This is a genomic window from Luteolibacter flavescens (assembly GCF_025950085.1).
In the GTDB taxonomy this organism is placed as follows: Bacteria; Verrucomicrobiota; Verrucomicrobiia; order Verrucomicrobiales; family Akkermansiaceae; genus Haloferula; species Haloferula flavescens.
This window is the reverse complement of sequence record NZ_JAPDDS010000002.1, coordinates 26192-43714: the sequence shown is the minus strand read 5'-3', so window position 1 is coordinate 43714 and position 17523 is coordinate 26192. Positions and strand designations below refer to the sequence as shown.

Below are 17523 nucleotides of genomic sequence, written 5' to 3'. Positions count from 1 at the left end.
GTACGGAGGATTACCTGCCGGTATTGGCACGGGCGTTCGCGTCCGCCCACTGGTTGATCATCTTGCGCTTCTCTTCTCCTCCGCCTTGCAGGACGGCCAGCATTTCTTCCAGTCGCTCCAGCTCGTCGGTCAGGTCGATCTTGATGAACCTGACGTGCGGGATGTCGCCGTAGATGTCCATGTAGCGTGCCAGGGGCGCATACTCCGGCTCGTAGGCGAGTTCCCTGGTTTTGATTTCCAGCTCCTCGGTCTGCTCCTTGAGCACCATCCCGTAGGTCAGCAGCTTCTGGTCGCTGGCGTTCGCGAGGTTGCCTGATTCTTCGCCGAGCCATTCCATCTCGATCGCGAGCATGTCCCGCAGGTCGCCATTGGCATGGGCCGCGGTGAGGCGCTTCATCCACGCTTCCTTGTGCTCCTTCAGCACCGGATCAGGTTCGAGGTCGGGGTGCAGCACCTTCGCGAGCTGCTTGTAGAGCCCCTTGAAGTCGCGCTTCTTCGCCTCCTCCAGTTCCTGCTGTTTGCGGGCGCGTTCGAGCGCGGCCTTGGTGGGCTTCCGCTTTGGCATGGCCGGGCCACCCGGCTGCATGCCGCCTGTGTTTCCCATTATCGCTTCCTGCAGCCTGCTGATGACTTCCTCGGGATCTTCGGCACCGTCGAAATCGACAGCCACGCCCATCTCATGTGCGATGTGCTTGAGGAAATCGAGCATCTCATCGTCCTCGTCACCTGCCTCTTCGCTGCCGGCAGGCTTGAGTTCCTCCGCGAGCGCCTCAAGCCGTCCGATGTCTTCATCCGACAGTCCCACGGGGTCGGCCAGGAGTTCGGAAGCCTTGCCAAAGATCAGGTTGCCCAGCCAGTGATGTCGCCTCGACGTCATCTTCATGGTCCTCCGCGTTTCGTCTCCCTGAAGCGCGAGGTCACGGTTGGCTTGATTCAATTTCTCGACCAAGGGCATCAATTCGAGGCGCGAGATCTCAAGCAGTTCGTCGAGTTCGCCCCGCTTGCGTTCGTAGGCTTCCCGAGCTTTCTCCAGCGCCTTCACCCGCCGGTTGAAGGTCTTTTGTGCCGGGCTGAGCAATTTCGAGCCCGGACCCGTGATGGTCAGGTCGGTCTTCGGCTCTGCCGCTGGCGCGGGTCCCAGGTCGAGATCCAGATTCAGGTCGAACTGCTTGGCGCGGGGCATGCGGGAGCTTGCCAAGAACGCTCTCTCCGTCAATCCGGTCGTGGGCCGGCCCGGCGGGCTCTGGTCACACCAGCCCGTCCTTGCGCGCCTGCTTCCAGTAGGCGTACTCGGAGCGGTTGAAATCGATGTATTCCGGGGAGAGGTCGCTACTATACATGCAGTAGTCGGCGTCGCCCTGGTTCAGGTGGATCTCGATCTTGAACTCCGGCTTCGCGGCGATCTCGCGCAGCTCGTCCATCGGCGTCGTGGCCTGCAGGCCGCCGAGGCAGGCGGGCTTGCCATCGTAGAAGATGTCCACGAGTTCCTCGCGGATGCGGGCGCGGGAGTAGCCCACGGCGTGGAGCACGCGGCCCCAGTTTGGGTCGCCGCCATTCCACGAGGACTTCACCAGCGCGGACTTGCAGACGGCCTCGGCCACGAGCTTCGCATCGAGGTAGGTGCGGGCACCCTTCACCTCCACGGTCACGAATTTCGTGACGCGCTCGCCATCGCGCACCACGGCTTGTGCCAGCTCCAGCATCACGTGGCGCAGGGCCTCGCGGAATTGCTTGCAGAGCGCGCTGCCGCGGCGGATCGGCGGCATGCCGGAGCGCCCGTTTGCCAGCACCAGCACGGTGTCGTTCGTGCTCATGTCACCGTCGATGGTGATGCGGTTGAAGCTCTCGTCCACCGCTTCCAGCACGCCCTTGCGCAGCGTCTCGGTCGGCACGTTCGCGTCCGTGGTGATGAAGCAGAGCATGGTGGCCATGCTCGGGGAAATCATGCCGGCGCCCTTCACGCAGCCGCCGATGCGAACGCGGTGGCCGCCCAGGTCGAAGGAAATCGCGATCTCCTTGTGGTGGGTGTCGCTGGTGATGATCGCTTTCGCCACGTCCGTGCCGCGGTTCGCGCCGAGGCCCTGGACCAGCTCGTCGAAGCGCGGCTCGATGCGCACCATCGGCATCGGCAGTCCGATCACGCCGGTGGAGCACACGCCCACCTCGCTGCGGTTCAGCCCCAGCGGCGCGGCCACGCCCTTGCACATCGCCTTCGCGTCATTCACCCCCTGCACGCCGGTGCAGGCATTCGCATTGCCGCTGTTCGCGATGATCGCGCGCAGGTCGCCCTTGCGCAGGTGCGCCTGCGAGAGCTTCACCGGAGCGGCCTTCACGCGATTGATCGTGAAGGTGCCCGCCGACGTGCACGGGCTCTCCGAGTAGATCAGTGCGAGATCGAGCCGCTCCGCCGCGGGATTCTTGATCCCGCAGGAAATGGCGGAGCACTGGAAACCGCGCGGCGCACCGACGCCTCCTTTGATCCGGGTGACGGGAAAGTCCATGGCTGGGTTTTTTCTGGCAGGAAGGAAGTGGAATGATGGGGGCGGGAGACGCTGCGCAGATCTCACGCGGTTTGCAACCCGGCGGTCTCCGGCAGGCCGAAGATGAGGTTGAATGACTGCACCGCCTGCGATCCGGCACCCTTGCCCAGATTGTCCTCCGCGCTGGTCAGGATCACCCGCCCGGTCCGCGCGTCGTGCGTCCAGCCGATGTCGATGAAGTTCGTGCGGGTCACATTCTTCGTGTCCGCGCAGCCGCCCTGCCCCAGCAGGCGGACGAAGGCTGCGTCGCGGTACGCATTTTCGAGCGCCTCGCCGATCGCCGCCGGGTTGATGCCCTCGCGCAGCTTCGCCGTGGTGGTCGTGGCGATGCCGGAGTTCACCGGGATAAGGTGCGGGATGAAGGTGATCACCACCGTTTCGCCCGCCGCCAGCGAGAGCTCCTGCTCGATCTCGGAGAGGTGGCGGTGCTTCGGGATGCCGTAGGCGCGCACGCTTTCATTGCACTCGCAGAAGAGCAGGGAGACGTCCGCCTTCTTGCCCGCGCCGCTGACGCCGCTCATCGAGTTCGCCACGATGGTCGCGGGATCGATCAGTCCGGCCTGCAGCAGCGGGATCAGCGGCACCAATATACTGGTGGGGTAGCAGCCGGGCGAGGCGATCAGCCGCGCGTCCCGGATGGCGTCCGCCCGCACCTCAGGCAGTCCGTACACCGCTTCATCCAGCAGCGCCGGGGCTGGGTGGGGGTGGCCGTAGAATTCCTCGTAAACGTCGGCATCGCTCAGCCGGAAATCCGCGCTCAGGTCGATGACCTTCAGCCCGCGCTCCAGCAGCGCGAGGGCGATCTCCGCCGCCACGCCATGCGGCAGCGCCAGGAAGGCGGCCTGCGCACCGGTCGCCGCGATCGCGTCCGGATCCGGCTCCATGAAAGGCAGCTCCGCCCCTGGCAGCTTGCGGAAGCGCGGGAAAACGGCGGACAGCGGCTTCCCGGCTTCTTGGCGGGAGGTCGCGGCGACGAGCTCGACCTGTGGATGGACCAGCAGCAGGCGCAGGAGTTCCTGACCCGTGTAGCCGCTGGCTCCGACAATCGCGGTTTTGATCCGTTCCATGGCGCGCGGGAAAATGCATGATTTTCAAGGCTTGCCAACCGGGATTTGCCCTGATTCTCTCCCGCTCCCGTCACCGTACGAGGTAAACGGGCTGTAGCGCAGTCTGGTAGCGCACCTGCCTGGGGGGCAGGGGGTCGTGGGTTCGAATCCCGCCAGCCCGACCATCTCATATATGGCTTATTTTAAGCGAGTTACCCCAAGGCGGGAATCTCTGCTCGTGAAGTTGAGTCCTAAAGTGTGTCCCAGGCCCGCGGCCTTCCAGCGGCCCCATGCGTTGACAAGCATCGAGGACCGTGATTAATTCACAACGGTTCGAGGAACGAATGTCGGCCACGCGCCGTGTGGGCAATGCGCTGATGCGGGTTGCTCCTATATTCCTCAACCACCCTTTAATTTTTCCAGCAGAAGCGGGTTTTTCGACGTGTAGTAGCTGCCGTAGGCCGCAATCCGTATGTCGTCCGCATCCACCACAAGACTGCACTGAGGCCAGAGCATTTGAAGGTAACGATCCTCTCCTCGCTCATAGGTTCGCTGTAGGGCCCACAGGAAGTAGTCCACCGCTTGAAGTGCTGGCTCCTTATTGGGATAGGATGCTCTTACCTGCAATCGAGCGTCTGACCTTGCAACCCCCCGGCGTGCTGCGGAGTTGGTGCGGGCAGCTTCTAACGCTTCGCGAAAGGCATTTGTTCGGTCGCTGTTGCCGCGAACGGCGAAGCAAATAGAATAATCATCGTGCTTGTGCAGGCGATCTCTGAAAAGCCTTCGCACCGCATGGTCATAGGTTTCATCAGGTCGAAATCGATAGCTCACATCGTTTTCGTTTCTTGACCTCACGTAGTCCAATACAGCGACCTTATCACGCACTACTGCAGAGAATCTGACGTGGTGTTTCATGATGCACTTGAACACCTCCCTGCGCACCTCAGGTAGATCATTCTTTGCGTGGAAAAAGAGCGCCGTCTTCTTAGCACGCGCCTGCATCGAAGGAACATTCTTGAAATAGGGATCTGCTAACAGTTCGGCACGTAGCGTGTCAAAGTCGGCTGCCAGGGACTTCGGGTCTTTGACGTCTAACATTCCGACAGCGAAATAACGACTGCAACCCTCGCTCCCAATGAGGACCTTTCCTTTCCCCGAAAAAAGAACAGGATCTCCCGCCTCATCGACGAAGTAGTGTTTAGGACTCGGCTCTTCACGCTTCATGATGAGAAGCTTTTACTCTCTCAGTCCTTCACTGCCTCTTCAGCTTTCGAGACTATCTCATCAGGACCTGAGAGATTCAGAGTCAGTTCATCCAAATTCTCCCCTTCGATGCTCCAAGTGAGCTTTGAGTATTCTTCCGGCGTCAAGGCACTGCGGAGCCTAGCTTCCATGTTTTCTTCAATGCCTTTGCGAGCTGCCTCTTTCCACGCGTCAACTAAACCTTCCGAACCAACCTTTTTGCCATTTACTTCAAATCGGATCATCACGTGCAACGTATCCAATTCGGCGTCGGTTGGAAGGTAAGAATCAAGCACTTCCAACGTCCGTCACTTGAACGCTAAAAACCCGCGCACAAGCGACGACTAGCAGAGTATTTTTCTCATCTCAGGAGTTAGATCGGTAAGGATCAGATCAATGGGCAACACTCCGAAATCGGTCTTCTTGAAATTGGGCTTTCGCGCATCTAGAAGGACGACGTCTTCCCCCCTGTGCCACCAAGCGGAACCCATTAGTGGGGGTGGAAGTTCTTGCTGATCCATTGCAACCCGTTCCCAGCCCGCAGCCGTCAACACGTCTCTGATTTCAGCGGACGTAGGCTCTCCTCCCTTCAGAGTTGGCTGACTGGTTGCAAACCGACTGCCAGAGGTTTTCCCGATGACGTGGAGATCGTCTCCAAACAGCTTATTCTGCAAATCCAGCCTCCTTAGGTATTCTGTAGGCAACGCGTAAGCCAATCCGATCTTGCCAGTGTCCGTGATCGTGGCAATCCAACCACTGGAATGCTGGTGCTTTTCCACTGTCCGCCCACGAAACCGAACCCGATGCTCAGTTCCTCTAGCGTCAACTCTGTCGAAATAACCGACAGCAGGAAGAATTCCCGAATCAGCTACCGCTTTTCGCTGCTGTTTTTCAACTTCCAGCCGCCATCCTTTGGGCTGCTCCAAGCACTGGCTCGAACCTCCAAAGGGGTCTGGGCCAAAAATCCGGCACGCGACATCCTCTGGGAGGAAGCTTGCGCTCTCGCTGAACGCATGCTCTCCGAAACTCGACGGTGACTCTCGGTTTTGGCTGGCATCTATGCGCCGACGGTAAATCAGAGGGGACTAAGGGTCGAGTGATTTTCTATTTAGAATTTTTTGGGCAAGTGCAGGCGATCATCACATTTGCAAAAATTGTGCAATTTTAAGGGTTTCTGAGGACATAAATATTTATAGAGCGCATTAAGCCGCAAGGTGTTTGCGCCGTTTCAGGGTATTCGGAATGTTCCTACGTTTCTTTCGAATCTCTTGCTTCTCAGGCTGAATTTCGGCAATCCCTAGGCGTCCGTTACAGCGGACGAGGGCGTGAGAACCCTGACCACGAGCGGTCGGCATTGACCGCAACAATGCCGCCAAACTGGCCAAATGGCCGGGGAGGCGGCGGCGCATGTCCAAGTCTCCCGATGGGGCGACCAAAGGCCGTTGCGGCTGTCTCGTGGCAGCTTCTCAACTCCCCGTCCACCCGGAATGAGCCGGGTGGAAGGCCTTGAGAAGAACATGAGACCTTTTCCTTTGCTGGCATTGTGGACGGCGTTTGAAGTTGTTGGAGGCATATTCTCGATCATGGGTTGCATCGCATTCCTAATGGCATTCGGGAATCTCGTTTGGTCTTACCTCCAGCCTCAGTATAGAGCGATAGAGGCTTTGATCGCGCAGAGCGGTGAGCCCAGAAATCCCCGAGTCGTGCTTCTAAGTGAATTGTTTTTCAACTCATTGATAGCGGGCGCATTCACCGTATTAGTTGGCTTGGCATTTCCTCCCGCCGCACCTCTAGCCTTCGCGGGCGGATTGGAATTTCAATTTCGGAAGATGCGGCGTAAATCGGGAACAGAGGTTCAGCCGATCCAGTGGCGGTATCCCCTTGTGAAGGCGATCATCCAAGTAGCCTGCGGCATAGCATTCTTTGCCTTGGCCCTCCTGTTCATCGAGGGCTTGCGATAATCTCGCCCCGTTGTGAGATTTTTGCCGGGCTCTCTGAAGGGTCAGGTGTATTCCATTCTCCGTGAATCGAACCGCCCCCCCGGGGGCACCCTCAAGGCAAATGCCAGCGATTAGGACACATGGTGGGACACAATCAGATCTGAAATAATGCCTACGTCTCGTCTAATCCATTCCCCTGCTAGGATGGCGGTAATGATGGGATGGAACCATCCGTCCCAAGCTCTGGTGAGGACGGTCGGAAATGCGGTAAAAGCAACTCCCTCGCGCGCGCGCGTGTTGTTGGGGGCGGGTGGGCCACTGCGACCGGTTTTCTGAGCATCCATCCGGAGGCAACTTCGGAGAGGTGCAAGGTGGAAGAGGTGCAACCTAAAGAGGAGACTTGCGCTTGCAGCTTGCTCCTACCATCCGGTGAAAGCGGGGGCGATGAGTCGCCCCCCGCACTCACACGTCGGGCAATGGAGTTGAAAGCAGAGGTGAAAGCACGCTTGCACCTCACTTTCCCTGTAGCTCCAAGGGTTTTGAGGCGGTGGTGCAAGTCATGTCGCAAGCTGGGCTGCCTCTGCATAGAGCACGCGGCCTGCGAGAGTCAGTTTCCACTGGTCAGCCTTGTTGCCGGGTGTTTCCACTTTTTCCACGAAACCCGCCGTGAGGAAGGCATTCATCCGCGAGGTTGCAGCCTGCCGGGTGATTCCCCAGCGGACTTTAGCATCGCTCGCAGTGGTGGTCCCAGCCGCCCCGATACCCTGCCAAGCCGCCACGATCTGGTGGGTTTGCTCTGCCTTCTTCCTGTCCGTCCTGCTGGCCGCGATCTCCGCATCCGGAATGGCCTCGAAAGAGTAGGTCTCCAGTGAAAACCTAGCATGAACCACCGGGCATCCATGGAACGTGCGGGCGTCAATGTTGAGGGCAAGCGAGCCATCCTTAGCCACCTCGATTGCAACCAGCGTATTGGCGCTCGCCTGCTTCACGAATGAACCTGCAAAGCGGTTCCTGGCCCTTTCGTCACCAGCCTTCCGAAAGTGATCCACAACGATCACCCCCGTTCGTGTCTCGCTGGCGAATCGCTTGATCGTTTCCAGCATCTTGGCCACTTCGTTGGTTTCGTTGCCGTCCGCGACAAGCCGGTAAAAGCAGTCTATTACAACAAGGTCGCCGGGTTGCACGGTGCCTTTCATCTCCTCCAGCTTCGGGAGAATGTGGGCCGCGTTAAGCCCCTCAAAACAGTAGGAGCGGAAAGCTTCAGTGACTTCATGCTGTGCCTCCACGTCCCCGGGGAGACGATTGCCGCGTGCCTTGGCGAATCGAAATCGAATCTCGGAGCGATCAAGCTCTAGGTCGATGACATGCACCCTTCCTTTCACTGTAGTGAATCCACCGCAGCCGTCCGGATCGGTAAGCCATGGTTGGCCAGCCGCGACGGCGAAACCGGCATCTTGAGCCAACCACGACTTGCGGCTCTTGGATTCCGCTCCGAGTAGCATCACCTCACCATGGCGAAGAAACCCGTCAATGATGACCGGCGGGCGTAGGGCCTCGATCTCATCCAAAGAAAGTCCGATGGTGTTAGTATGATCGACTGCGAAGAACGCTAGGCCCCGCGCTTCTGGCGGAGGGTCGACGGTATCCATCTCGATCTCTATTTCCGACGTTGTTGGAACTTGTCCGATCACGCGAAAAGGCCCTCCGGTTTGATCTGTCCGGCCACGTCGGTTAGATCGCGTCCGGCTGGCAAGCTGTTGACTGTTTGCACCGTGCAACCGAGCGGTAACAGCATGTTGCGCCAGTGCGCCGCACCACCATTACCGGCCTTGTCGGAATCAAAGACTATCCGCACGCGACGAGTCCGAATGATGTCGGCGGCATCAAGTGAGAGCTGTTTGCAACCCGCACCCAAAATACCTAGCGGCACCCATGAAGTGCTGCCACCAGCCCGCTTGTATTTGCAGTAAAGATCGAACGCCGTTAGCAGGTCGGTAGCTCCTTCGCAAAGCAACACACTGGTTGCTTGGGGCTGTCCTCTCAGTAGGTCGCAACCGACCGGCCATGCCTTCGAGACACCTTTTAACCGGAAAGCCTTGGTCGGCTTGCATCCCGGGTAGCCGTTAAACATTGAGCGATCACAGCGACGCATCTCGCCGTTTCGTCGTGTGGCATCGGTGACGACAAAACACGCCCGCCCGTCGACTCTAATAAAGCGCAAGAGCCCGGCTTTCACAGCAACGGACACACTCGATGGAGAATAGCCCCGTTGCCGCGCGAAAGCCTCCCAAGTGGCCTCTGTGCCCGTCACAAGCTCCGCAGGCCACTCAATGCGCCGGGGAGGGGACAAAGGGGCCTTGGCGAGCCTGCTATGAGCCTTTACGCCGCCGTGGTGGCATAGGTCGGTCCCGAGTCGCTCTGCAAACCATTCGCGGGCCTCGCGATAGCCGCCAAGGGACAACCGGACAAACTCGACCACATCCCCACCCTCTCCGGTGCCCCAGTCTTTCCAACTCGTGCCATTGTCGAAAATGGAAAGGGAAGGGGTGCGCTCATCGCGAAACGGCGAAAGCATCATGCCGTGTCGCTTTGCTTCTCCGGAGAACCCTAGAGCTGTCCAAATGTCCGGGACTGTAAACGCCGCTCTCGCTTCTGCGAAAACGTCGGCTTGTTGCGGTGCTGGGCTTGTGGCAGACTTCGGTCTCGACGTGAAGACTTGCCCCGTCCGGCACCCGCTGGGCGGGGTGCTTCGTTTCATGGCGCTCCTCATTTGGGATCTTTGGGAGCACGAACGGTTTGAACTGCGACCCGCTGCGCGATGTAGGCTCGGATGCTCTCGACGTTGTAGAGAACAATTCCGCGTTTCTCGTCTTCCTCTTGGAGCGAGACGGCCTCGATTCGGCGTCGCTCACGGAGTTTGCGGAGGGTTTGCCTACCGATGCCGAATAGTTTGGTTACATGCTTTTCCCTGATCCACTCCGGGCATTCGGAGGGCGCTGTATTCGTTTGCGTTGCCATGCTTCCACACTCGCAAAGTGGCATCGAGAGGCTGACGGCGGCACTACTCCCTCAAGGGGAGAGCTAAATGCAGAAACGGCCCTCGACGCGGAGGGCTGCCAACAAGTCGGGAGTGAAGGGACCGCAGCTAAACGCTCGACGCGATGGCGCGGGCCGCAGCTAAAGGCGGCTCCTTCGGGGGAATCCAACAAAATGCAAGAGCAAGGGCAAAAGGCTCTAACACCCTATTTTCTTTTCCGGCTCTTCGTTGTGCGCTCCCATTTCGTGGGCTTCCGCTTGGGATCTCTAGCCCGCTTTGTCGCCGCGTGCTTCTCCTTCGTTGCCTGTCCGCCTTTTCGCCTGCCCGCGTCGCGGTCTAGCTCCCTTGATGCCGTGGCGAACGACCGAAACTCATCAGCGAATTCAATCGCCTGATCTACCGGTAAGCCGCCATCAGAAAAGGCGCGAAGTAATTCCGTCCCATCAGGAAACCGGGGAACGAAAACCGTGTGTTCGGAAGTGCTCCGGCTGTAGTCTGTTTGATCTCCGCAAAGGAACCCTCGCAGTGCGACCGCACGCTGTCCGGTTCTCCACCTCATCGTGCGTTCTCTCGAAACTAGCGGTCCTCGCGGATTCTTAGGATCTCTCTCGAATTGCTCACCCAGAGACATGACGGACGGCAAAACAGCTTTGAGAAACCTATCGGCGGTGAGAGCGCCTGAACGTGCCAGCTTTCTAAGCCCAAAAGGGTCTTTGTCGTGCTCTTCGGCCTCTGCCCTTCGTTTGGCATTCTCCGCGTTGCATTGTTGGATCTCCCGATGTGAGCGATGCTTTGCAGCATCTATCTTTAGCTGCTCCAGTTTCAGAAAAGCGTCCGCCTCCCGCCAGAGGGTGAAAGCCTCCCGCAGCCGGTCGTTTGTGGGAAGGGTTCGCTCTGTGGCGGCTGCAATCGTTGCCAACTGTAGCGCAGAGGGAAGGTCGCCATTCATCACTTCGATTCGGTGAGTGAGGGAAGTTTTGCAATCGCCTTGTGAAGCACTTCAGCGTCCGCGTGCGAATAGATTGCATGGCTGCCACGGGTGCTGTGCCCGGTCAGTGCCATACGGTCTTCTTCAGCCACACCAGCAGTGCGGAGCCATGTAGTGAACGTATGGCGCAAACTGTGAAACCCCCTTTCGAAGATCACACGACCGGCCCCAACGTCCTTTGCATCCTCACCCGTTTCCCGTGACGCCCGTCCTCTGTCGACGTTCGCCTTCTTCATGATCTTTTCAAAAGCCTTCGAGAGCCCGCTTCCGCCTGCGTCCGCAATCATGGCAAGCTTTGGGAAAACCGGTGCGGCAGGGGAATCGTCGTCAATCTCCAGCGATTCAAGGAAGTTCAGAAGGTCCGGTTGAATCGGGATAGTGACTTCCCGCTTCTTCTTCTTGGTCTTGCTGGGAACCAGCGTGATGGTCTTGGACGCAAGGTCGATGCTGGACCATGAGAGGCGGGAGGCGTCCCCCAGACGCAGGCCGGTGAAAGCCGCAGCCAGAATCAGCCCTCTCCACTCTGTGGAGGGGGCGGCAGTCATGAGGGAAACCACCTCTCCAATGGTAAAAGGTTTACGGTCCAAGCTGTCCTCGGTGGAAACAGCTTCCAACGCGGAGCAAGGATTCGACGTAATCAGTCCTTCCCGAATTGCGGCCCGGAAAGCTGATCCGACGTCTTTCGCGTATTTGTTCACAGTCTTTCCAGCCCTTCCGCCGTCCTGCAAGGTCTCCCGCCATGCGCGCACGTTGGCCATCGTGACACTTTCAAGAGGCTTAACCTTCCGCGCGCCAAGGTGGAGGAGGAAGGATTCAATCGACGTCTTGTAGCGGGCCATCGTGCCCTTGCTGCTGTCTCTAGCCTTCCGTCTGAGCCACTCTTGGCACCAGCCTTCCACGCTGAACTCTGGCATTTCCTCACCAGTGGCCACGGCCAAGAGCCGGGCGACGTATTTCCGAGCGGCAGCAGCATTGAAGGTGCCCCGCTCGACTTCCGACACGGCCTCGGCCAAAATTCCCTTGGCGCGCTGCCCTTCATCGCTCCCTGCCTTGATGGCACCTTGGCCGGTCCTCTCCAGTTCCACCGCCACCTGCATGGCTTCCTTCCGGTTGGTCTTGCCGGTGCTCTTTCTGATCTTTTTCAACCCGCCTTCCGGCTGGGAAACATAAAACTGGCACTGATAGACATCGCTGCCGGGTCGTTTGTAGATGCTGGCCATAGCTCGGAGGGGTCAAAAACTGTGCCCTAGGCTGTGGCCTAATTTTGCCGGATCTACAAGCTTTTATTGGTTAGGGGGAGTCAGAACATGCTGATTTTAGCTTGGTTGCAAGGGTCTCCATCGGATCATGGGTTCGAATCCCGGCAGCCCGACCACTTCTTTCCAAAGTTTCGCGCCGCGTGTTTTGCGGGGTGGCGGAGGGAGGATTTCCGGACATTCTTGGCGCGTGCTGAAGCCTGTCGCCCGCCAAGTCCCGACCGATGATCCCGCGGGGTTCCGTGTGGCGTTGCGGGAGTGGTTTGGCCGGAATGGGAAGGACTACCCGTGGCGGCGGACCAGCGATCCGTATGCGGTGCTGGTGTCGGAGGTGATGCTGCAGCAGACCCAGATCGCGACGGTGCTGGGGCGCGGCTTTTACACGCGCTTTCTGGAGCGCTTCCCGGATGTCGCCACGCTGGCCCCAGCGGAGGACGATATCCTGCTGAAGACCTGGGAGGGGCTGGGCTACTACCGTCGCGCGCGGATGCTGCGGGAGTCGGCGAGGGCGGTGCTGGAGCGGCACGGCGGTTCCTTTCCGGCGGACCTTGATGCGCTGCTCGCGCTGCCAGGCATCGGCCGCTACACGGCGGGTGCGGTGATGTCGTTCGCCTTTGACCGGCCTGCACCGATCGTGGACGGGAATGTCGCGCGGGTGCTCGCCCGGCTCTTTGACCGTGCCGATCCCATCGACACCACGCCGATGCAGAAGTGGCTGTGGGAAACGGCTGCCACGTTGCTCGATCGCGAGCATCCCCGGGTCTTCAATTCCGCGCTGATGGAGCTCGGGCAGACGCATTGTCGGCCGGGCGTGCCGGATTGCCTGTCCTGCCCGGTGGCCACCTGTTGTTCCACGCGCGAGCCTGCCGCGCTGCCGGTGAAGGCGAAGAAGCAGGCGATCGAGGAAATCGACGAACATGCCGCTTTCATCCGGCGGGAGGGGGCGGTCCTGCTTTCCCGCCAAGGCCGTGGCGGTCGCCGCGAGGGCATGTGGCGGCTCCCCGTCAGGGAAAAAGGCGAGATCGCCGCACTCCCTGTCCTCCACCGGCGGAAATACGGCATCACCCGCTACCGGGTGACGCTCTATGTCCACGATTGCCCGGAGGGCCACCCGGCATCCGGGACGTCGGAGGGCGAGGAGTGGATCGCGCTGGATCGCTGGGCGGATCTCGTGATTCCACCGGCAGATAGGGCTGCATTGATTGCAGTTCTCGGCGAGACGGAAGAAATCGCGTGAGAGATAGCGGATCTTTTGCTTCATTGGGGCCGGATGCCATCGCTTGCCCGCCTGTTCCAGATCGCCCTCGTGGCATTGATTTTTCCGGCGTGCACCGCCGTCCCGGAAGTCCCGCCCCCCGACGCCACCCCGCCCGGCAAGGCGGTGCGCCGGATGGCCGCATCCCGGCTGACGGCGGTGGTCATATCGTCGAAGGATGAGCTCGCCCCGTGGGTGGAGAGCCGCTTCACGCAGGGCCAGGGGCCGGACGATGCCGACGGCGGCTCCGCGGTGCCGATCTCGCCGGATGGATATTTCATCACCGCGGACCACGTCCTCGCGCGCTCGGCCGGGCGGAATATCTTCATCATCCACGGCCAGCAGAGCGGCCTGCAGGCGACGAAGGCCCGCATCATCTGGCGCTCCGCCTCGACGGATCTCGCGCTGCTTCACATCCCGGTCGCCACGCCGAATCATTACGACTGGACCCCGCCGAACCAATGGGTCCCGGCAGGCACGCCGGTGATCCACTCCGGGATCGCCACCGGCTTCCGCAGCGATCCGGGAAAGCTGGTCACCTCCATCCCGCCGGGTCGGGGGAATGCCGCCCGCTTCAAGCACGATATCCCGCTGGAGCCGGGGGACAGCGGCGGCGCGGTGATCGATGCCCGCGGCCAGCTCGTCGGCGTGAATTCCGCGGTGGAGTTTTTGGTGCCGCTCGAGACTGCATTTTTCATTGAATCCGAGGCGAACCGTCCGAACGTGCGATCTCTACAACGCGTGATCGAAGCAGATCGCCGCCGAAATTCGCCCTGATCCTCCTCCGTAGTCCCTCTCCATGAAGTCCGCCCTCCTCGCCGCCCTCGCCTTCACCTCCTGCGTCCCCATGACGCAGACGTGGAATGCCGGGTGGAATGCGGGCTGGACCGAGAAGGCGGCGCAGGATCGCATCATGCTGGTGAGGAATGCGCCGGAGACCCTCGGCCACCGCCGTCTGGTGTATCAATCCGCGGCGCACCCGGACCTCGGGGTCTTCCTGGAATCCCGGGGCATGCCGGATTTCATCGCCGAGACCTCCAGCGATGACCGGCAGTATCTGATCCTTTACTATCTCGATACCCGTCGGGCCTTTGCCTGCCGGACCCATCGCGCGACCGGCAGCACCATTGACTTCGCCGGTCCCTACCAGATGACGGAGCGGGAGACGAAGGTCCTGCGCAACCTCAAGAGGGAGAGCGGGGAGTAAGACAAAGATTTCTCTAAGATAGTCCTCAGCGGGGCGTTCGTGCCTTCGCATGCGACCATATTACCTCCTCACAGCCCTGCCGTTGGCTCTCCACGGGCAGGATTTACTGGACCCCCTCGTCACCACCGCGTCGCGTCTGGAGACGCAGCGCAGTGACACTCCCTACACGGTCGAAGAGATCACGGGGAAATACATCGAGCAGAACAAGCGCCGGACCCTCCCGGAGGCGCTCCAGTACACGCCCGGCGTCCTGGTCCAGAAGACCGCGAACGGCCATGGCTCACCCTACGTCCGCGGCTTCACCGGCAGGCAAAACCTGCTGATGATCGACGGCGTCCGCGTCAACAACTCGGCGTGGCGCAGCGGCCCGGTCCAGTATTGGAACACCATCGATCCCCACTCCATCGATCACGTGGAGCTGGTGAAGAGCCAGGGCTCCGTGCTCTTCGGCTCGGACGCCATCGGCGGCACCGCGAATGTCTTCACGAAGTCGTCCCGCTTCCAGGACGAGACGGAAGGCGCCTTCTTCACCCACGGCGCGGCCTACTACGAGTATCGTAGCAATGGAGACGACTCGCACATCGGCCGCATCGAGAGCTCCTTCGGCGTCGGCGGGAAGTATGGCGTGATGTTCGGCATTTCGGCAAAGGACTACGGCGATATCCGCGACTCGGCCGTGGGCCTGATGCGGAATACCGGCTACCCGGAGCAGGATCTGGATTTCCGCTTCGACTACGCGCTGAACGAGCAGACCACGCTCACCGTGGTGCACCAGCAGGTGAACCAGGACTCCGTCTCGCGCTGGCACTCCACGGTCTTCAATCCCGGCTGGCAGCACTCCGGCCACGTCATCCAGCCCGGCACCTGGCTGGCGCGCACCTATGATCAGGAGCGCTCGCTGACTTACGTGCGCGTGGAGCAGGAGAATGACGATACCGCCTTCATCAAGCGCTGGAATGCCACGGTCTCCTACCAGACCACGCGCGACTCGGAGGCGCAGTACCGCTCCGTCACCGACCGCCGCTACCAGATCGCCGAGGTGGATACCGTGGGCGTGGACGTTTCCTTCGAGTCTCCGCTGGGGGATGGCTCGCTGGTTTACGGCCTCGACTACTATCAGGATACGGTGGAGTCCGAGGGCTACCGGAAGCGCGGTGCGAATCCGCTGCTGTATGATCGCACCTTCCGCCCGATCGCCGATGACTCTTCCTACGATCTCTTCGGTGCCTTCGCGCAGTATGTCTGGCGGCCCACGGATGCCTTCGAACTGACCGCCGGGGCACGCTACACGTACGCCGAGGCCGAGCTGGGCCGCTACTACGACACCGCCGCGGCGACGGACGTGTATGGCTCGCAGCACGATTGGGATCACGTGGTCGGCTCCATCCGCGCGCTGTATCGCATCAATCCCTGCTGGAATATCTACGGAGGGGTTTCGCAGGCCTTCCGCGCGCCGAATCTGGATGATCTCTCCGGCAACCTGACCGCGCGCTCCGGCGTGGCGGCCACCGGATCGGTCGATGTGGAGCCTGAGGAATACCTGACCTACGAGATCGGCACGCGCCACACGACGGACAATACCTCGTTGAATTTCTCCGTCTTCTACACCGACATCGATGACCTCATCGTCGGCGTGCCGATCACCGCGGGCAATGCGACCACCGTCGCGACGAATGGCCGGGATGGCTACGTCTATGGCGTGGAGCTGGAGGGCGCGTGGCGCTTCCACCCGCAGTGGACGTTGTCCGGCTTCGCCGCATGGCAGGATGGCCGCACGGAGACGAGCGCCTTCCTCGGCGGGCCGCTGGTCGATGAGCCGGGCTCCCGCCTGCTGCCCCTCACCGGGTCGCTGGCGCTGCGCTGGACGCACTCATCGGAGAAATTCTGGGTGGAGGGCCGCGTGCTCGCCGCATCCGAGGAGGATCGCCTGACCGCCTCGGACCGCGCGGACAACCAGCGCATCCCTTCCCTCGGCACTCCCTCCTACGTCACCTGCATGCTGCACGCCGGCTGGCTGGCCACGCAGAATCTGGAGCTGACCGCCGGTCTCGAAAACATCACGGACGAGGACTACCGCAACCATGGCTCGGGACAGAACGAGCCCGGCTTCAATGCCATCCTGGGTGCGAAGGTGATGTGGTGATTCCTTTTTTGTTCCCCCCCAAGCGTTAGTGGTAATTCGGTAAAGGAAGGGCCGCGGGAGGCATCCCGCGGTCCTTTTTCATGCCGGTGCGCAGAGTCCCCTCGGTCAGACTGGCCCCCATCTTGGGTCGGCCTCACTTCCTCGGCTTCGGCAGCACCTTCATCATCTCGCCGAAGTAGGTCTTGTCCTCGATGTCCGTGTGGACGTCGCCGCCGGGGCCGAAGTATTTCCACTCGTGGCAGCCGTAGCAGATCTGGAGCACGCGGCGCTTCCCGCCCTTCGTCCAGACCAGCGCGTAGTCCGGGTGGAAGCCGGCGCAGGTCGTCTTCGTCGCCAGCGCCTCGTGGGAGGCGGAGCGCTTGTAGATCGCCAGCACCTTGTCCGCCGTGCCATCGGGGAAGGAGGCGGGCTCGGAGTGGAACTTGAAGCCTTCGAATTCCACCCAGCCGCCCTTCTTCACCTGGCTCTCGTAGCGGGACTTGTCCGCCACCGGGTGGGCGAGGCCGCGGTAGATCTTCACGCTGCTGGCGGACTTGTTGATGTCCACCTCCGCGCCCCACTGCGCGTGCATCTCCGTGTCGCGCATCGGGATCCCGCCTTTCCAACAGGTGGCAGTGCTGCAAGAGGCCATGACAAGAGCGGCGAGAGCGGCGAGGGCTTTCATGAGCGGGAAAGTAGCAGCGGGAAGGCTGCTGTCACGTGGCGGATTGGTTTTAGCGGATGGGCCGCACGCTTCTGCGTGGCGTGGGGATATCTTTGGTCCGCACTGCCGTGAGAAGTGTTTGGCGCGGTTCCCGGCATTCGTTGCCAGCTCTGTAGCTGGAGCGTTTCGCTCCAGTCCGTTGCCGGGGCGTCTCGCCCCGGCTCTA

At 60.8% G+C, this 17523-nt stretch carries 15 protein-coding genes and 1 tRNA gene; 6 read left to right on the top strand and 10 right to left on the bottom strand.

The features are described from left to right. Positions 1 to 10 precede the first annotated feature (10 nt). The 3 genes from OKA04_RS03740 to argC all read right to left on the bottom strand — a co-directional run bounded on the left by OKA04_RS03740 (position 11) and on the right by argC (position 3607). Positions 11 to 1183, bottom strand: a complete 1173-nt coding sequence (locus tag OKA04_RS03740) for a hypothetical protein (RefSeq protein WP_264499787.1) — start codon at positions 1181 to 1183, stop codon at positions 11 to 13. Between the two features lie 64 nt (positions 1184 to 1247). Beyond that, positions 1248 to 2501: a bifunctional glutamate N-acetyltransferase/amino-acid acetyltransferase ArgJ gene (argJ, locus tag OKA04_RS03735; RefSeq protein WP_264499786.1), complete on the bottom strand. Its 1254-nt coding sequence runs from the start codon at positions 2499 to 2501 to the stop codon at positions 1248 to 1250. A 62-nt stretch (positions 2502 to 2563) separates the two neighbouring features. Beyond that, on the bottom strand, positions 2564 to 3607 hold the full coding sequence (gene argC, locus OKA04_RS03730) for an N-acetyl-gamma-glutamyl-phosphate reductase (RefSeq protein ID WP_264499785.1): 1044 nt from the start codon (positions 3605 to 3607) through the stop codon (positions 2564 to 2566). 87 nt (positions 3608 to 3694) lie between these two features. On the opposite strand from argC, the gene OKA04_RS03725 reads away from it, so the two are divergent. Beyond that, positions 3695 to 3771, top strand: a tRNA-Pro gene (locus tag OKA04_RS03725). A gap of 214 nt (positions 3772 to 3985) precedes the next feature. Here OKA04_RS03725 and OKA04_RS03720 read toward each other — a convergent pair. From OKA04_RS03720 to OKA04_RS03710, 3 genes are all read right to left on the bottom strand, one after another. Continuing rightward, positions 3986 to 4810, bottom strand: coding sequence for a DUF3800 domain-containing protein (locus tag OKA04_RS03720; protein WP_264499784.1), 825 nt, complete (start codon positions 4808 to 4810; stop codon positions 3986 to 3988). A gap of 20 nt (positions 4811 to 4830) precedes the next feature. Continuing rightward, positions 4831 to 5091: a hypothetical protein gene (locus OKA04_RS03715; RefSeq protein ID WP_264499783.1), complete on the bottom strand. Its 261-nt coding sequence runs from the start codon at positions 5089 to 5091 to the stop codon at positions 4831 to 4833. An 81-nt stretch (positions 5092 to 5172) separates the two neighbouring features. Continuing rightward, complete coding sequence (locus tag OKA04_RS03710) at positions 5173 to 5754, bottom strand: hypothetical protein (protein ID WP_264499782.1); 582 nt, start codon at positions 5752 to 5754, stop codon at positions 5173 to 5175. A 561-nt stretch (positions 5755 to 6315) separates the two neighbouring features. Between OKA04_RS03710 and OKA04_RS03705 the strand changes: the two genes are divergently transcribed. Next, positions 6316 to 6789: a hypothetical protein gene (locus OKA04_RS03705; protein ID WP_264499781.1), complete on the top strand. Its 474-nt coding sequence runs from the start codon at positions 6316 to 6318 to the stop codon at positions 6787 to 6789. Positions 6790 to 7325: 536 nt separating this feature from the next. On the opposite strand, the gene OKA04_RS03700 is transcribed toward OKA04_RS03705, so the two are convergent. The 3 genes from OKA04_RS03700 to OKA04_RS03690 form a co-directional block, all read right to left on the bottom strand. Continuing rightward, positions 7326 to 8459, bottom strand: coding sequence for an AAA family ATPase (locus OKA04_RS03700; protein WP_264499780.1), 1134 nt, complete (start codon positions 8457 to 8459; stop codon positions 7326 to 7328). Continuing rightward, positions 8456 to 9346, bottom strand: a complete 891-nt coding sequence (locus OKA04_RS03695) for a toprim domain-containing protein (RefSeq protein ID WP_264499779.1) — start codon at positions 9344 to 9346, stop codon at positions 8456 to 8458. Before OKA04_RS03695 ends, OKA04_RS03700 begins: the two co-directional genes overlap by 4 nt. A 1407-nt stretch (positions 9347 to 10753) precedes the next feature. Further along, positions 10754 to 12013 carry a tyrosine-type recombinase/integrase gene (locus OKA04_RS03690; RefSeq protein WP_264499778.1) on the bottom strand — a complete coding sequence of 420 codons (1260 nt, stop codon included), beginning with the start codon at positions 12011 to 12013 and terminating at the stop codon, positions 10754 to 10756. Between the two features lie 226 nt (positions 12014 to 12239). On the opposite strand from OKA04_RS03690, the gene OKA04_RS03685 reads away from it, so the two are divergent. Genes OKA04_RS03685 through OKA04_RS03670 form a run of 4 tightly spaced genes read left to right on the top strand, consistent with a single transcriptional unit; the run spans position 12240 to position 16654 of the window. Next, positions 12240 to 13286: an A/G-specific adenine glycosylase gene (locus tag OKA04_RS03685; RefSeq protein ID WP_264499777.1), complete on the top strand. Its 1047-nt coding sequence runs from the start codon at positions 12240 to 12242 to the stop codon at positions 13284 to 13286. A 33-nt stretch (positions 13287 to 13319) separates the two neighbouring features. Then, positions 13320 to 14081 (top strand): S1 family peptidase, encoded by a 762-nt coding sequence (locus tag OKA04_RS03680; RefSeq protein WP_264499776.1) that lies wholly within the window; start codon positions 13320 to 13322, stop codon positions 14079 to 14081. Positions 14082 to 14103: 22 nt separating this feature from the next. Next, positions 14104 to 14511, top strand: a complete 408-nt coding sequence (locus OKA04_RS03675) for a hypothetical protein (protein ID WP_264499775.1) — start codon at positions 14104 to 14106, stop codon at positions 14509 to 14511. A gap of 49 nt (positions 14512 to 14560) precedes the next feature. Continuing rightward, on the top strand, positions 14561 to 16654 hold the full coding sequence (locus OKA04_RS03670) for a TonB-dependent receptor plug domain-containing protein (protein WP_264499774.1): 2094 nt from the start codon (positions 14561 to 14563) through the stop codon (positions 16652 to 16654). A gap of 133 nt (positions 16655 to 16787) precedes the next feature. Here OKA04_RS03670 and OKA04_RS03665 read toward each other — a convergent pair whose 3' ends face one another. After that, positions 16788 to 17318, bottom strand: a complete 531-nt coding sequence (locus OKA04_RS03665; RefSeq protein WP_264499773.1) for a hypothetical protein — start codon at positions 17316 to 17318, stop codon at positions 16788 to 16790. Between the last annotated feature and the right edge of the window lie 205 nt (positions 17319 to 17523).

Coding starts and splice junctions, on each gene's coding strand:
- OKA04_RS03740 (WP_264499787.1), bottom strand. CDS start 1,183: ATGCCCCGCGCCAAGCAGTTCGACCTGAATCTGGATCTCGACCTGGGA.
- OKA04_RS03665 (WP_264499773.1), bottom strand. CDS start 17,318: ATGAAAGCCCTCGCCGCTCTCGCCGCTCTTGTCATGGCCTCTTGCAGC.
- OKA04_RS03690 (WP_264499778.1), bottom strand. CDS start 12,013: ATGGCCAGCATCTACAAACGACCCGGCAGCGATGTCTATCAGTGCCAG.
- OKA04_RS03720 (WP_264499784.1), bottom strand. CDS start 4,810: ATGAAGCGTGAAGAGCCGAGTCCTAAACACTACTTCGTCGATGAGGCG.
- OKA04_RS03670 (WP_264499774.1), top strand. CDS start 14,561: ATGCGACCATATTACCTCCTCACAGCCCTGCCGTTGGCTCTCCACGGG.
- OKA04_RS03695 (WP_264499779.1), bottom strand. CDS start 9,346: ATGATGCTTTCGCCGTTTCGCGATGAGCGCACCCCTTCCCTTTCCATT.
- argJ (WP_264499786.1), bottom strand. CDS start 2,501: ATGGACTTTCCCGTCACCCGGATCAAAGGAGGCGTCGGTGCGCCGCGC.
- OKA04_RS03705 (WP_264499781.1), top strand. CDS start 6,316: ATGAGCCGGGTGGAAGGCCTTGAGAAGAACATGAGACCTTTTCCTTTG.
- OKA04_RS03675 (WP_264499775.1), top strand. CDS start 14,104: ATGAAGTCCGCCCTCCTCGCCGCCCTCGCCTTCACCTCCTGCGTCCCC.
- OKA04_RS03680 (WP_264499776.1), top strand. CDS start 13,320: ATGCCATCGCTTGCCCGCCTGTTCCAGATCGCCCTCGTGGCATTGATT.
- argC (WP_264499785.1), bottom strand. CDS start 3,607: ATGGAACGGATCAAAACCGCGATTGTCGGAGCCAGCGGCTACACGGGT.